Origin of the sequence: Nostoc sp. FACHB-152 (assembly GCF_014697475.1) — a bacterium.
In the GTDB taxonomy this organism is placed as follows: domain Bacteria; phylum Cyanobacteriota; class Cyanobacteriia; order Cyanobacteriales; family Nostocaceae; genus Nostoc_B.
The window spans coordinates 1-16403 of the sequence record NZ_JACJRV010000064.1 but is presented as its reverse complement, the minus strand read 5'-3'; the positions used below and the strand labels follow the sequence as shown (position 1 = coordinate 16403).

Genomic DNA, 16403 nt, shown 5'->3' with positions numbered 1-16403 from the left:
TCAGGTGCTGATCGTTTATTTGGGTAGTAAGTTTGGATTTGCGCCTTCTTGGATTAACTTAGCAGCAGTGATATGAATCCCAAATTCCGAGGCTAATTGCCCTCCTAAAGTTCCGTGAACATATAAAATACCCATGATTGCAATTCCTACTAACAAATAACCCCACTGCACTTGTCTGGAGGCATCCTTGCGCCAACGGTAGCGTTGCAAACCTCTCCAGACGGTCATGGCAACAATCATCCCCAACAGCAAAATACCACCTATACCATGCAAAACCATTGTCATAGAGGCGTTTAATCCCCAATCACTTTTTTGATTAAGTGGTGGGTTTGCCAGTATTAGCTCGAAAAAACCAAATGCAACTGTGAAAAAAGTAATAATAGATGCTCCTAAAATGTTGTACCAGCCAACATCGAAGAAGCCAGAACGCAAAGCAGTCAAACCTAAGAATTTAAAGATGGGTTTTTCTATAGGAAAAATTGATCCTGCTATGTCAAATAAAATGGCAATAATAAATAAACCTAAGGTGAGATGCACCAGTTTTGGGTGCATAGGAATTTCGTAAGGCAGTCCGTTAGCACCTAACTTCAATCCTAAAGAGTCAATCAGTTGCAAGTTCATGGTGATATCCTCTGCTTCATGGCTTCAACGACTGGCTCAACGTGCAAGCCATATACCCAAAACAACTTGCTGCCTAAATATATTTGCAACAGCACTAAACATACTAAGAAAGTTGCCGCACCAAGGTAAGCAGGGGGAACTTTTAGGGGGTTGCGATCGCGAATTACAAACCGCCAAGCTGTAATAATCGCAATGATCGCCCCCAATGACCAACCCATGATTGTGTGAAAATTAAGTGTAGGCTGCACGGCTGGATAAATTTGTGCCAGCCCTGCTTCAAACTGTCCGAAAATTATGGCGACAAAAATTGCGATCGCCGCGACAAACATATTCCAAAAAGCAACCTCAAACAACCGCACGTTGCGGGTGAAATAACCAATTACATCGCAAACGAATGAGAACAGCACCATCGCTATAACAAAATGGACAACGATTGGGTGGATGGGATCGGGGTACGGGAGATTTTCACTATTCAGAGGCAGAGAGAACATCGCTTTCTCCTGGCGATCGCTAACTTATTAACTGACTTTTAACTTTTAAAATTCCTCTCCACAAAAGTATTCTTAACTCTTACCTGCTAAATAAAACAATAAATACTATCGTTAGAGTGATTACAAAAAATATTTTATTAATTTTTGTTGACAAAGCTTTAATCAAATTTAAAAAATAAAAATTTTCATGTAATCAATCTTCTATTTGTTGAGAAAACAAGTGCTAGTAACTTGATGTTTTAAAGATTTCATCCAATTATGAAAATGAAGTGAAATTTTTATCGGTCTTTAGAAAGAACTATTTATTCCTCCACTAGCTGGAGGCGATCGCTATGGCAAACTTATAAATTAATGCCAGAATCAAAAAAATACCTATCAATAAATTAAATACAAAACCATGTAATTTTTGTCATGGATTTAGCAATAGCTTAACAGTGACCATAAAACTTGATAACTGATAACTGGTTTAAAAAAATAAGGAAACATTATGAGCTATTCCCCTTACCTGCTCAAAGGTCAAAAAGCACTTGTAACTGGTGCTAGTTCTGGCATTGGTGAAGCTATAGCTCGTTCTTTGGCTTCATGTGGTGCATCGGTCGCTATTAACTATCATTCCGAAGCCGAAGAAGCGCAAAAAATAGTCGATGATATTAAAGCAAATAATGGTGAAGCTTTTGCCATTCAAGCTAATGTGAGTAAAGAAGACGAAGTTAAAGCAATGTTTAGCCAGACACTTCAGCACTTTGGAACTATAGATATTTTAGTCAACAATGCAGGTCTGCAAAAAGATTCACCTTTTGTAGATATGACCATCGACCAATGGAATACAGTTATTGGAGTCAACCTAACAGGACAATTTCTGTGTGCTAGAGAAGCCGCCAAAGAATTCTTACGCCGAGGTGTGCAACCGCAGATTTCATCTGCCGCAGGTAAGATGATTTTCATGAGTTCAGTGCATGAGGTGATTCCTTGGGCGGGTCATGTTAATTATGCTGCTAGTAAAGGCGGTATTCATATGATGATGCAGAGTATTGCCCAAGAACTAGCCCCCCATAAAATTCGTGTTAATAGTATTGCTCCTGGTGCCATCAAAACTCCCATTAATAAATCAGCTTGGGATACCCCACAAGCTGAGGCGAAGTTACTACAACTGATTCCAGCAAAACGTGTTGGTGATGTAGAAGATATTGCCAAAGCAGCAGTTTGGTTAGCTTCTGATGACTCTGATTATGTCAACGGTACAACTTTGTTTGTAGACGGTGGCATGACTTTGTATCCAGGTTTTACAGAGAATGGTTGAAGTTATGCCCACACAAGTCACTGTCAATCCTGGTGTAATCACAATTAACGATGTGCTGCTAGTTATTTTCAAGCTGGGCGAATGCCAGAATTGTTTGCAGGAATTGAACGCCAAGATAATAACTTTCCCGTCCCCTATCCCGATGCCAATATACCCCAAGCTTGGGCGGCTGGTTCAATTTTCTTACTCATTCGCAGCATCTTAGGACTCGAAGCCGATGCACCACAACGAAAGTTGAAAATACAGCCTTGCTTACCAGAGTGTTTACCAGATTTGGAACTATCTAATTTATCTGTGGGAGACGCAAAAGTTTCATTGCGTTTTTGGCGGGAGAGAGAACAAACTTACTGGGAATTTACCCATCAAGACGGCGAATTAGAAGTGATGAAAGGTAATGGAGAACAGTAAAAAATGGCTTCAGATTCATCTAAGAAAACAATATTTGCAGTGATGGGTACTAATCTAGCGATCGCTATCGGCGTTGTTGCGTGAATAGGCAAAATGGTAAATTTTAACTATTGCCTATGTGATGCTACCGCCTAGCCCAACGATGAAAACGAAATCTCAGTATAAGGTCTAAAAATCTTTTAATAATTCCTAAAATTACTTTGATGACTTTTCCAGAGGATGATTAAGATATAGGTATTTGACCTGATGGGTGTTGATACTCATGGTGCAAGACCAGATTTTGCTGAATGATTGGCACGTAATAGCGCGCTCACAAGACCTCCAACCTGGAACAGTCTTGCACAAGCGTTTATTAGGCTTAGATCTAGTACTCTGGCATAATGGCGAAACGGTATTAGCTTGGCAAGACCTTTGCCCTCACCGTGGCGCTCGTCTTTCTTTGGGTTATGTCAATCAACAGACCCTTGTTTGCCCGTACCACGGGTTAGCCTTTAACAGCGAGGGTAAATGTATACTAGTTCCAGCTAATCCAGACCAATCGCCTCCCGCACCAGCTTGTGTTAAAACTTATCAAGTTCAAGAGCGTTACGATTTGCTTTGGGTTTGTTTAGGAACACCAAAACAAGACATAGCTCCGTTTTCTGAATGGGACGAGCCACACTATCGTAAGATTTTCTGTGGCCCCTACCACTATCACTCTAGCCCGCTACGGGTGCTAGAAAATTTCATCGATCCAGCACACTTTCCAATTGTGCATTCGGGATTATTTGCCCATGCTAGTCGTCCTGAGTTGACTCACTATGCATTAGAGTCGGTTGCAGATAATATTAGTTTCAAATGTGGTTTATGGGAACTAGATTTTAGTTCAAGCAATCCTCTAGAAGCACCACTGATTTTCAACACTTACGATTACCGCATCTTCCGTCCGCTAGTGGCATACTTTAAGCTTGGGCCTGGAGAGCATCGTTTAAATATCTTTTATACTATTACACCAGTCGATGAAGATGAGTGCGTGGCGCAATATTGGTTAATGGTCAATAGCACCCGTGAACTTCCAGTCGAAGTCTATCTAAATGTTCAAAATCAAGTTGCTAGTCAAGACATTGCCATTGTAGAATCGCAGCGACCGCGACGCTTACCTTTGGATTTGCCAGCCGAAGTACATTTGCCAAGCGATCGCTATTCTATTGCATACCGTAAGTGGCTCAAACAACAAGGAGTTATTTTCGGCACAATTTAAAACTTAGCATTCTCCGTTAATATATTTTGCCGCTAAATTAACTGTAGTAAGTTTTTATTAACTTAGTTGGTGGTGCGTTCAAGTAAATAGAAATGATTCGTGGCGATCGCGTCGGTACTGCAAAATACTTATATAGGAATCCGATTTAATTACTGAACATACTTGTGTAGTCAGGCAATAGGCAAGTAACAATGTACTGATTTTTTTCAAAAATCAAATACTAGTCCTATAGTTATGAATTTGAGTTAAGGATTACACTTTAATCGGCAGCGTAATTACAAACTCTGTCTTCTCTTGTGGAATGACATCTACTTCAATTATGCCTCCATGAGCTTCCACTACAATTTGACGGGCAATAGCCAATCCTAATCCCGTTCCTTTGCCCACAGCTTTGGTAGTGAACAAATGGTCAAAGATTTTTTGTTTAACTTCCTGAGACATTCCTACACCATTGTCGGCAATCCGAATCACAACGTGCTGACCTGATTGGGAAACACAAGTTTGGATGGTAATGCAATTAGGTTGAGCAGTCATATCTGCCATACTTTTCCCTAAATTAGATTCATCTAGGGCATCAATAGCATTTGCTAATAAATTCATAAAGACTTGATTGAGTTGTCCAGCAAAGCACTCCACTAAAGGTAGTACACCATAATCTTTTTTCACTTCAATTGCTGGACGTAATTCATTAGCTTTCAAACGGTGTCTAAGAATTAAAATTGTGCTGTCAATGCCTTCATGAATATTGAAAGGTACTTTGTAATGTCGATCAGTTCTGGAAAAGGTTCGCAAACTGTTGCTGATACTACGAATGCGATTAGCACCCAAGTTCATAGAGTCAAGCAGCTGGGGTAAATCTTCGCGCAGGTATTCCAGGTCGATCGCTTCAATTTCATCTTCAATTTCTGGGCCAGGATCGGGAAACTTTTCTTGGTAGAGATTGATTAACCCGAACAAATCCTGAACGTAATCTTTAGCTGGTTCAATATTGCCAGCAATAAAGCCGACGGGATTGTTGATTTCATGTGCAACACCAGCCACGAGATTTCCCAAGGCTGACATTTTTTCGCTCTGGACTAATTGCAATTGCATCTGCTGCATTTCTTGCAGCGATCGCTCTAATTGTTGACTATTTTGCCGTGATTTTTGATATAAATTGGCATTTTCCAGCGAAATAGCCGCTTGAGTACAAAGAAGGTTCAATATATCGACGCGATCATCAGTAAATGCACCAATAGAGTGATTATTTTCTAGATACAAAATGCCCAACAACTTCCCTTGATGCAAAATTGGGTTACACAAAATACTCCTTGGCTGGTGCTGCTGAATGTATGGATCGTGGATAAATCTAGGATGCACAGTTGCATCAATAATCACTAATGGTTGCAAATTCCGTTTCACAATATTGATTAAGCTCAAGGGTATTTCTGGGCTTTCTTCTATTGGTTGTGGATGGAGTAGCGTTACGGAATTATTGATATTGGCGATCGCTTGCACTATCAAACTACCGTTCTCAGACAACAGCAATGCACACTTATCAGCTCCAGCATTTTCTAGAGTAACGTGCAGTAAACTAGAGACAAGTTTTTCTAATTCAATTTCACTCGAAAGAGTTTGAGAGGCTTTGAGAATTACTGCTAAATCTAAAGCAACAGAGGCAGTGCTATTACCTGAAGAAGAGGAATTGTGAGAACTTCCCCTACCAGAGATAATGATTGTTTCGTTAGTAGAGATAGCGCAAGATTCTTTTTTGAGGATCGGGGCTAAAAGTTGAGGATAACGAGTTTCTAAATCAGTAACTTTGGCTTTAGCTCCCCAACGGGTATAGCAGTAATAAGCTTCAATCATGTAGGTTTGTGCGAGTTGCTGTTTGCCCCAGTTAAGATAAAATTTAGCGGCGAGTTCATTAGCGATCGCTTCTGGCTGAATGTAGCCCTGCTGTTTAGCATTTTCTATAGCTTGGTCATACAATTCGATGGCGGCGGCTTTGTTACCTAGCACCCGGTTTCTTTCTGCTTCCACCAAACACCACAGATGTTGATAGTTCATTGGCGCATGAGTTACCCAATACTGCATCAGGGCTTGGTTTTCAGCTACCTCTTGCAGATACTGCTGCTGTTCGCTGGCTGATACATCTGGGTAATGCGCCAAGAGTGACAGAGACGAATACAGGTTGTATTCCACAAAATGAACTGTATTTCTAGTACCGTTTTTGTATGGTTGGGCTAGTCGTAGATTTTCTATCGCATCAGTATGAGCTTCAAAGAAATAGGCCAGAATTAATTTGTATAAATATACAAAAAATAAAATAAAGCCTACCTGATATTTAATCCAGATTGGCAACATTTCTGTTTCATTGCAACTCTCACCCACCAAACGCAACTTATCAATTGCGCGACCACTTAAATTTAGAAAAAATTGTCTGCTGATTTGGCTTTGAATTTGCTGATATTCTTGTTTTAAATTTTGAATAATTTCAGTATATAAAGTTTGCTTGTCAAGGACTGTTTCTAGCTCTAAGTCAGTATGAAAAGAAAAATCGCAATATGTCGTAGCATTGTAGCAAGCAAATTCTAAATCTCCAGTTTCTAACCCAAGCTGAAATCCTTCCTGTAAAGGTTCCAATGTGGCTTGAAAATGTTCTTTCCAGTGGCGAATGCTGCTATTAAACATCATGTAAACTTTAGATTTCAGCTTCCTGCTATCAAAGCGATCTAACAACTTGATTGCCATCTGACCAAATTTGTAGCCAGACTCAATATCCCCCCCACTACAGAGTAATAATCCATAGGTGACATAGGCATAAGCAGCAAGGCTAGAATTGCCATATCTGATGCACAGATTGACCATTGTCAAGATAATTGATGGGTACATCTGGGGATTAGCTAGAAATACAGCAGGAGCAACAGTCATCAATATTCGCTGTGCAGCTAGTTTATCCAGATCTGTTATTTCTGGCAGGTCAATTAATGCTTCAATTTCTAAGGTGGCGATCGCTTCTGGCTCTAAACTGACACCTAACATCTGCAAAACTTCTAATGCTATCTCTACTGCTGACTGCATCTGAGATTGCGAAATTAAAGATTGAATTTTAATTTCGTAAACACTGGCTTTTTGTAATGTATCCTTAACATTTTCGAGAAGTGTCTGTATGAACAGATTGGCTTGCTCATAGTTTGTATTCAGGTATTCTGCTTCTGCTGCTGCTAAATACAAAGCGAGTGTTAAATCATATTGCGTCTGCCAGCTTTGCGGTTCTAGCAACATTATGCCGGTATTAAAATACCTTACAGCCGCTTCGTATGCTGTTGCAGACTTTGCCTGACGACCTGCTATCAAATTGAGATTCGCTACTTGCTCTTGTTCACTAGGAGCGGTAATCAATTCAGCACCCAGGTTGAGATGGTTGATAATATTAAAAATTTTCTCGTGCAGGTCTGCTGCGGATGTATTTTCTAACAACCGTCGCCCAATCTTCAGGTGAGTTGCTTGCTTCTGGTCTAGGGGAATTAATGAATAAGCTGCTTGCTGAACGCGATCATGCAGAAATTTATAGTTGGTGGTGATTTTTTCTGGTTGACCGTTTGCTAATGACTCGCGATCGCTCAAAAATACTTCTTGTTGGAAAAACTTATAAACATCATTTTGCGGTAAAACTAACCCGTCTTTTAGAGCTAGCCACAAATCTTTGGCGGTTTGGTTTAGGGATTGTTCGTAAACGATCGCTAGTGTTTCTAAATCAAAAGTGTTACCAATGCAAGCAGCTAACTGCAACACCTCTTGAGTCGCTTGGGGCAACTTCTGGAGTTGAACTGCCATGAACTCTACTACATTATCGGTAAGAGTAAGCGATCGCACCTGTGCAATGTCACATTCCCAGTAACCGCCATGAACATTGAATGCAATCAGTCCATCTTCATATAATGCTTTGAGAAACTGAGTTGTGAAGAAGGGATTGCCTTGAGTTTTGCTAAATATCAACTCTGTCAATGGCAAAGCTAACTCTAGGGAACAACTAAATGTATCAGCTACCAACTGATTCACTGCCGAAATATCTAACGGGGCAAGAGTAATAGTATTAACTGTAGCCTGTGACTTCTCAATTTCTTGCAGCGTCAGCATCAGTGGATGAGTTGTAGAGATTTCGTTATCTCGGTAAGCTCCAATTAGCAACAAATATCGGCTATCTATCTCGCTCATTAACAGTTGTATCAACTTGAGAGAAGCAGAATCCGCCCACTGCAAGTCATCGATAAAGATTACCAGAGGATGATCTTTTGTCGCCAACACCTGGATAAATTTTTGAAATAGGATATTGAAGCGGTTTTGAGCAGCACTTCCAGAGAGTTCGGGGACAGCAGGTTGTTTGCCAATAATCTGCTCTAGTTCTGGAATGAATTCAATAATAACTTGAGCGTTTTCTCCTAAAGCAGTGAGAATTCTGTTCTTCCATCGATCTAATTGCGTATCATTTTCACTGAGTAGTTGCCCAATCAAATCACGAAATGATTGTAAAAAAGCAGACAGGGGAATGTTGCGCTGAAACTGGTCAAATTTACCTTTAATAAAATAGCCGCGTTGCCGCACAATTGGTTTGTGGACTTCGTTGACCACAGCAGTTTTGCCGATACCAGAGAAACCAGCCACTAGCATGAGTTCGCTACGCGCTTGAGAAATTCGCTCAAAAGCGGCTAGTAAACTTGCTACTTCGTTATAGCGACCATAGAGCTTTTCTGAGATGATAAAGCGATCGCACACATCTCGTTGTCCAATCTCAAATAGCTCAATCTGCCCGGTTGTTTGCAGTTGGTTGAGACACATTTCTAAATCATGTTTCAGCCCCAACGCACTCTGATAGCGGTCTTCAGCATTTTTCGCCATCAGTTTCATCACTATATTTGCAATTACTTGCGGAATTTCTTCCCTTCTGCTTTCTAATAAGGGTGGTTGTTTAGCGATATGACAGTGAACTACTTCCATCGGATCGTGAGATTGAAAAGGTAATTCTCCGGTAAGTAGTTCAAAGAAAGTCACTCCTAAAGAGTAAAAATCACTGCGGTAATCAATACCTCGGTTCATCCGTCCGGTTTGTTCTGGGGATACATAGGCGAGTGTACCTTCCAAAATATTCGGACTATAAATTTCCTGGGTTTCTCTAGACAGTAGGGAAGCAAGACTGAAATCAATCAACTTCACCTGCTGTGTATCTGGGTTAATTAAAATATTGGCAGGCTTAATGTCTTTGTGAACGATCCGGTGGCGATAAAGTTTATCAAGAATTGTTGCTAGAGCGATCGCAATTTCTAAAAAAGCTTTCAGGTGATGCGGACAAACAGAGCCGCCATTGCTGTTAATTTCTTTTTGTATCCACTCTCGTAAAGAAATACCACCAAAATCCTCCATCACCATTGCATAGCTGTTTTGGTAAGGTTCTAAGCTGTAAAGACGAACAATACCCGCAAAGTCAAGATTTTTAGCAATGGCATACTGATTACGGAATTGCAGCAATTCATTAAATGATGGATACTCCTGTTTAAGTACCTTGATGACTACTGGCAGTTCATCCACCGTGCGAATTGCTCGATAAACTAGGGTTCTAGTGCCTTCATAAAGTCGCTCGCTAATTTTATAACCCAGAAGCTTGGTAAATGGCTCAACTGCTGTAGTCATTGTGAGTAATTTTGGCAAAGAAACTGATTGATGTACAGTATTTTTCCCAAATCATAGTGATTTCTAACTCACTTGCTAGAAACGCTATAATCCCTCAAATCCTAATTGTTGCTTGGGTAGCTCCTCTAATTTTTTGAGATCAATTAGCAAAAATTAATATTTGTCAACTTGATACTTTCAACTATTTTTTACATTTTAAAAACTAGGGTGTGTTTTAAAACTCGATAGCAAGATCCAAATATTGCGATGCGATCGCTATTCAAAAGCTACTGGAAAGAGATAGCATTGAATTTTTGCTCAAGGTGAAGGCTCCTGGTGCAGCAGTGGATGAGCGTGGATTTATAGCGATTTTAGGAAATTCAAGATTTTCATAGTGGTGATGAGCAATGCAACTATTCCTAAATCCCGCAATTGACGACACATTTGTTCAATCAACTCTGGTGTAAGAGAAAAATTTAGCTAGTTAATATAATACCAATTCTCTAAAATGAGGCAACAGATTCAAACCACGAAAGCCATACCAGATCTGACTTTCTTAATTGCGTTAGCGACGTTCGCGTAGCGTCTCCCTTTGGGAGAAGGAGCGTCATTGCGAATTGCGTTAGCGCAGCGTTAGCAATGGTAAGTCCCTTAAAACTAATTTTTGAAGCCATCAACCAAGCCCGTAGTCAGCATGAACTACAATTACAAGTCGTGCCAAAAATTGGAGAGTATTTTGTGGCAAAACGATATTCCATAATTCAACCTGCCATCACAGTTGAACAAATCATAGTTCAAGTTATTGATTGTCTGTATGTACTGACTGCCAAGCAAGGCGATGTTTCCAGTGTGATGTAAAATTAAGTTGAATTGCTTGATTGAAGTCCTCCAAAGCTGCTGAATAAAGTTCTTCTTTTAGCTTTACTGCACCTTGGTTGTTCAAATTTTTAGGCCATTGTGGATTCCATACATATTTTTGACAAGTTTGGTAGGCAATTTCTGCATCACTGCCATTTTCAAGATTGTGAAACACTGGATGATAATTTAGCCTATTGCAGCAAACTTGCAACCACTCTTGCCACCCACAGCGCCACAAGCGCACTGTTCCATCAAGGCTACCACTGGCAATCATTTGACCATTAGGGCTAAAAACTGCGGAATTTACCCAATTCTCATGTCCGCGCCAAGGTTGACCGATCGCATTACCGTCAATATCCCACAATCGCACTGTAGAATCATTGCTGGCACTAACAATCCAATTACCATCAAGACTAAAGGCAACTGAATTCACTTCTTTTTCATGTCCGCGCCAAGGTTGACCGATCGCATTGCCGTCAATATCCCACAATCGCACTGTAGAATCATTACTGGCACTAACAATCCAATTACCATCAGGGCTAAAGGCGACAGAATTGATCCAATTCTCATATTTGCGCTGTGATCGCCCGATGACCCGATCTTGTAGTATTTGATCTAGCTCCCACAAACGCACAGTTTTATCGCTACCACTGACAATCAGCTTGCCATCAGGACTAAAGGCTAGGGAATTAACCTGTCCTTCATGTCCCCGCCAAGGTTGAGTGATGGAGTTGCCGTCAATATCCCACAAGCGTATTGTGCGATCGCAGCTACCACTAATAATAAACTTACCATCAGGGCTAAATGCTACAGAATTTACACGCCCTTCATGCCCGCGCCAAGGTTGACCGATGGGATTACCTTGGATATCCCACAAACGCACTGTAGAATCACTACTACCACTGACAATATACTTGCTATCAGGACTAAAGGCGATGCAAATAATTTTTGCCTCATGTCCGTGCCAGGGTTGCGTAATGGCGTTACCTTCTAAATCCCACAAACACACCGTTCCGTCAAAACCAACACTGATAATAGAATCACCATTGGGACTAAAGGTAACAGAAATAACTCCTTCCTTATGTCCGCGCCAAGATTGCGTAATGGCGTTACCTTCTAAATCCCACAAACACACCGTTCCGTCAAAACCAACACTGACAATAGAATCGCTATTGGAGCTAAAGGCGACGGCAATAATTCCTTCCTCATTTCCCTGCCACGGTTGAGTCATGAGATTACCTTGTAAATCCCATAAACACAAAATTCCGTCAATACTGCCACTAACAATAAACTTGCCATCAGGACTAAAGGCCAGACAATTCACCTCTTGCTCATGTCCCAACAAAAATTGAGCAGTAGGATTGCCAACTATATTCCACAAGCACACCGTAGAATCGCTACTGCCACTGGCAATAAACTTGCCATCAGGACTAAAGGCCAGACAATTCACCTCTTGCTCGTGTCCGCGTAAGCTGTTTGCTTCTGTAGGTGTGTTCGTTGCTTCCTTTAAGCTTCCCAAAACAGGAGCTAGAAGTTGGTGTGGATATTTCTCTAGATTCTCACCCATTGTTTGAATTGCCAGCACCAAACCCTCTAGCGGTTGGACAGGAAGTAAATTCAAAACCCTGGCGGATTGTTCGCGTAGTTTTAATTCAGTCAGTGCAAGGTGTAACTTTTGAATCTCTTGTTCCTTTTCTCTCAAATGGGGTTCGCACCATCCAACACTAGGATTAATAAATTGATGAGCTTGTTCGCTCAAATCACCAAATATTTGCTCTTTTAATTCTTGATAAGTCTTTGTTTGCAGAACCCGGTTTTGAAGATTTTCATTTTTCCACAGTACATCTAGAGTGTATTCCAGAACTGGTAAAGAATCATCTTGTTGGTGAAAATCATCAATAATTTGCTCAATTAATCCTTGCTCAAAGGTAACGCCATTTCTCGCAGCCGGTTCAGCGATCGCTAACTTTAATTCGTCATCGCTCATTCTAGTGAGTATGCAACTATAGCGATCGTGGATCTTCGCCAGTTGCGGATACTCACTAAATCTATCCAAAAAATCCGAGCGCATTGTTAAAACAACTTTGACAGAGCTATCCTGCTGCTGGCTCAATTGAAACAGATTATCAACAAATTTGTCACGTTCTGGCTTTTGAGTTTTCGTAAATAATTCTTCAAATCGGTCAATCAAAATCAGAACACACTCATAATCTTGTTTGAGTAAGTTGACAATTTTAATTAGGGTATTTTCTCTTATTACTTGACTAATATTTGCTATTTTTAATTGTTTTAAATAGGTAAAATCAAGACATTTATAAATAGATTCAAAAGGGTTTATATCTGGCTGAAAAGTTAGATTAATTAAGGAATTTTTATGATAACCTAAATAAGGTATTAAACCTGCTAAAATCAATGATGATTTGCCACTGTATGCTGCTCCTAAAAGCAAGAGAGCATTATCTTTTTCCAAGCGATCGCTGAGATTAGCAATCCACTTATCCCGACCAAAAAATTTGTCTTTATCTTTAATTTCAAAAGTTTTTCTCCCTAAGTAAGGAGAATCTATTTTGAGTGGACGACAATGAATGTCTTCAGATTGACTGTCAGAAAAAAAGTTGTATTTAGAAATACCTTGGACATTACATCCAGTATTTATATTGCCTTCAGAACTGTTAACCATCTTATCTCCTTCCCTTTGGACACCTCTGGCTCAGTCTTTCCCTCAGTTATAGTTCTTTGGCTAATCTTTGTAAGTACCTTAACAAAATTAATTACTAGACTTCTTGCAGAAGTCGGGAAAAGGGGAAGGGGGAAGGGGAAAAGGTTTGGTATTTTCCCTTTCCCCTTTAACCTTTTCCCTTTTCCCACCTCTAGTTCCTAAATTCGGTTTTAAATAATTTTATTCAGCAAAATTACTTAAGTCACTTTTAAAAATATGGAGTAACTTTATCCTAAAACGCCGGAAATGACAAACGAGATGAAACTTTTTGATAACCTACACCTTGCTATGTTTAGTGGCAAAGGTGGAGTCGGAAAAACAACAATCTCCTGCACCTTTGCATATCGTTGGGCGCAGAAATTTGTCAACGAGCAAATTCTTTTAATCTCAACCGATCCGGCTCACTCTCTTGGAGATGTCTTACAAGTTAGCGTTGATGACATTCCTCGTCCCATAGCGGAACTACCCAATCTACTAGTAAGAGCGTTGGATGCAAAGCTTTTACTACAAAAGTTTAAAGAACGTTACGGTCAGGTATTGGAACTGTTAGTGGAGCGCGGTAGTTTTGTTGAAGGAGAGGACTTGCTGCCAGTTTGGGATTTAAATTGGCCTGGACTGGACGAATTGATGGGTTTGTTAGAGATCCAACGCCTTTTCAACGAGCAGCAGGTAGATCGAGTAGTAGTGGATATGGCTCCTAGCGGTCATACTCTCAACTTGTTTGGATTGATGGATTTTTTAGACACTTTTCTGCACTCTCTGGAACTGTTTCAAGAAAAGCATCGGTATATTAGTAAGACCTTTGCCGGGAGTTACACACCCGATCGCGCTGACGAATTTTTGCAAACCCTGAAAGCTGAACTGTCACAAGGTCGTCGTCTGCTTCAAGATCCCACCCATACAGCTTGTTTGTTAGTTGCGATCGCTGAACCAATGAGTTGGTTGGAGTCAAAACGATTCCTAGAAGCCTTACAAACCATGCAGGTTCCTTGCGGAGGGTTGTTTGTCAACCAAGTTCTTGCCAGTCCGACTGACCCAGATCGTTACCAAGAACAACAACCACTAATCGGCCAGTATACGGCTCTTGCTAACGGCAAGCCGATTTTTATCGTGCCACAGCAAGATCAGGAGCCTTTGGGAATTGTAGCCCTCAGCCATCTCATCAACCAAATCCATGTTCCTCAGATGGAACCCCTATCTCCTATTGAGCTACTCCCAGTTCAATGGCCGGAAACAATTCCTCCTAGTTTTGGGGATTTTCTGAACCAAGGTCGTCGCCTGTTATTAATTGGCGGTAAAGGTGGAGTAGGCAAGACTACAGTAGCAGCTGCGATTGGTTGGGCTATGGCTCAACAACATCCCGATCGCAAAATTCGTATGGTTTCTATCGATCCAGCCCACTCCTTGGGTGATGCCTTTGGTCTGAGTTTTGGACACGAACCATATCAAATAACTGCCAATCTTCGAGGTCAGGAAGTAGATAGCGATCGCATTCTCGATAGATTCAGAGCCGATTACCTGTGGGAATTAGCCGAAATGATGAGTGGTGAAACCCAAACAAGCGAAGCTATTGAAATGGCTTATGCTCCTGTTGCTTGGCGCAAAATTGTCGAGCAAGCTTTACCAGGGATTGATGAAATGCTTTCCCTGTTAACAGTCATGGAATTGCTAGAGCAACAAGAAGAAGACTTGATTATTTTAGACACTGCTCCTACAGGTCACCTTCTGCGTTTTCTAGAAATGCCAACTGCACTAGCAGACTGGCTAGCTTGGATTTTCAAACTCTGGATTAAGTATCAAAATGTCCTTGGTCGTACAGAGTTTATGGGGCGTTTACGAACTTTGCGACAGCGCGTAGTCAAAGCCCAAAAAGTGCTAAAAGACCCACAACAAGCAGAGTTTATTGGCGTTACACTTAACCAGACTAGCGTACTTGCCGAACAACATCGCTTGTTTAAATCTCTGCAAGAAATAGGTGTAAGCCAGAATTACGTTGTTCTCAACCGCTTTACTTCTACAGCAACCATTAATTGCGATTTTCCAGGTTTGACAATGGTTCGCTTACCAGTGCTTCCTCGCTCAGTTCAGCCTTTAGAACGCATCCAAGCAGGCGCGGCCTGTTTATTTTAAAGACTAATTAGACTAAATACTTTCATACCCACAGAGAAATTTATTATGCATCGCACTCCAAATCGCGGACAAATTCAAGCCAAACTTAGCTCAATGCCTCCTCAACGTTCACAAGCAAGAGTTTATTTAAATGCTTACAAAATGATGTTGGAAAAAGAGCGTTTAGAGCAGGAACTACAGAAACTCGAAGCACGCCGACATCAGATTCAGCAGCGTCTTGCTATTTTAAATAGTCAAACAATTGCTGAAGAAGACATCACCCATCAGCAAGCAAAGACTGACTTAGAGGACAATACATCAAAATTCAACACCATAACATTGGAATATTAAGGGACTGCCAAGAAATAAAATATACAGTTTCGATTTCATCGAAACTCAGTGACATGAAAAAAAGTTTTTGCCAACAAGCTAGGGTTTTGCTGTATCAAAAGAAGCAAGTTATTGATTTTGGATAAAGCCGAACTTAACGATTATGCTACATCTACTATTATCAATTAAATCTGAACTCAAAGGATTTGTATGTTCCAGTTTCTTGAAAAACAAAAACATCCGGTTATTTTAAGTGCATTAGGCTTTTTTCTTGTTATCGCAAGTTATTTTGAGGTTACAGATACAGCAACATTAAAAATTTCAAGGGCTTCAAGCCCAATTTATCCACTTTACATATTAGGAGTCTTCCTTATTGTTATTTCTATTCTCCTCTATGTTTTTGAGGATAATCATTCGGATCATTTTTTTGGAAAGTCAGCTTTTGGATGGTTGACACTTGGCAAGGTTAGTAAAATAAAAAATGGCTTTACTTCAATCGTTAAATCATCAGCTATCAATATTATATTTGGAAGGCTTGAATCAATTGAGTTTGATGCTGACACAAGCTTAATTATCTGGCTCTCCCAGACTAGATATGATAAATTAGTAGCAGAAATACCAATTGAGTAGAATTCTTCTTCTAAAATTATCAAAGTTAGTTAAACCATAAGCTCTTCT

General features: G+C 40.4%; 11 protein-coding genes. 7 read left to right on the top strand and 4 right to left on the bottom strand.

The features are described 5' to 3' along the window. Window positions 1–15: 15 nt before the first annotated feature. Both H6G76_RS27665 and H6G76_RS27660 read right to left on the bottom strand, forming a co-directional pair. Window positions 16–621 carry a DUF2231 domain-containing protein gene (locus H6G76_RS27665; RefSeq protein WP_190708310.1) on the bottom strand — a complete coding sequence of 202 codons (606 nt, stop codon included), beginning with the start codon at window positions 619–621 and terminating at the stop codon, window positions 16–18. Then, window positions 618–1031 (bottom strand): DUF2231 domain-containing protein, encoded by a 414-nt coding sequence (locus H6G76_RS27660; RefSeq protein WP_242056541.1) that lies wholly within the window; start codon window positions 1029–1031, stop codon window positions 618–620. The genes H6G76_RS27665 and H6G76_RS27660 overlap by 4 nt, the downstream gene beginning before the upstream one ends. A gap of 568 nt (window positions 1032–1599) precedes the next feature. Between H6G76_RS27660 and H6G76_RS27655 the strand changes: the two genes are divergently transcribed. The 3 genes from H6G76_RS27655 to H6G76_RS37325 all read left to right on the top strand — a co-directional run bounded on the left by H6G76_RS27655 (window position 1600) and on the right by H6G76_RS37325 (window position 4060). Further along, window positions 1600–2412 carry an SDR family oxidoreductase gene (locus H6G76_RS27655; protein WP_190708306.1) on the top strand — a complete coding sequence of 271 codons (813 nt, stop codon included), beginning with the start codon at window positions 1600–1602 and terminating at the stop codon, window positions 2410–2412. Window positions 2413–2493: 81 nt separating this feature from the next. Then, the gene (locus H6G76_RS27650; protein ID WP_242056540.1) at window positions 2494–2820 is read left to right on the top strand and encodes a hypothetical protein; all 327 of its coding nucleotides are present in this window, start codon (window positions 2494–2496) and stop codon (window positions 2818–2820) included. A gap of 262 nt (window positions 2821–3082) precedes the next feature. Beyond that, on the top strand, window positions 3083–4060 hold the full coding sequence (locus H6G76_RS37325; protein WP_190708304.1) for an aromatic ring-hydroxylating dioxygenase subunit alpha: 978 nt from the start codon (window positions 3083–3085) through the stop codon (window positions 4058–4060). A gap of 252 nt (window positions 4061–4312) precedes the next feature. Here H6G76_RS37325 and H6G76_RS27640 read toward each other — a convergent pair whose 3' ends face one another. Further along, window positions 4313–9730 carry an ATP-binding sensor histidine kinase gene (locus tag H6G76_RS27640; protein ID WP_190708302.1) on the bottom strand — a complete coding sequence of 1806 codons (5418 nt, stop codon included), beginning with the start codon at window positions 9728–9730 and terminating at the stop codon, window positions 4313–4315. 618 nt (window positions 9731–10348) lie between these two features. Between H6G76_RS27640 and H6G76_RS27635 the strand changes: the two genes are divergently transcribed. Beyond that, on the top strand, window positions 10349–10567 hold the full coding sequence (locus tag H6G76_RS27635; protein WP_190708300.1) for a hypothetical protein: 219 nt from the start codon (window positions 10349–10351) through the stop codon (window positions 10565–10567). Here the strand turns inward: H6G76_RS27635 and H6G76_RS27630 are convergent. Then, entirely contained in the window at window positions 10509–13247 is a 2739-nt protein-coding gene (locus H6G76_RS27630; protein ID WP_190708298.1) for a WD40 repeat domain-containing protein, read from the bottom strand. The two genes, H6G76_RS27635 and H6G76_RS27630, sit on opposite strands and share 59 nt — an antisense overlap. A gap of 285 nt (window positions 13248–13532) precedes the next feature. On the opposite strand from H6G76_RS27630, the gene H6G76_RS27625 reads away from it, so the two are divergent. The 3 genes from H6G76_RS27625 to H6G76_RS27615 all read left to right on the top strand — a co-directional run bounded on the left by H6G76_RS27625 (window position 13533) and on the right by H6G76_RS27615 (window position 16355). Continuing rightward, window positions 13533–15416, top strand: a complete 1884-nt coding sequence (locus tag H6G76_RS27625; protein WP_242056539.1) for an ArsA family ATPase — start codon at window positions 13533–13535, stop codon at window positions 15414–15416. Between the two features lie 45 nt (window positions 15417–15461). Beyond that, on the top strand, window positions 15462–15746 hold the full coding sequence (locus tag H6G76_RS27620; protein ID WP_190708296.1) for a hypothetical protein: 285 nt from the start codon (window positions 15462–15464) through the stop codon (window positions 15744–15746). Window positions 15747–15935: 189 nt separating this feature from the next. Next, entirely contained in the window at window positions 15936–16355 is a 420-nt protein-coding gene (locus H6G76_RS27615) for a hypothetical protein (protein ID WP_190708294.1), read from the top strand. The last annotated feature ends 48 nt before the right edge of the window (window positions 16356–16403 follow it).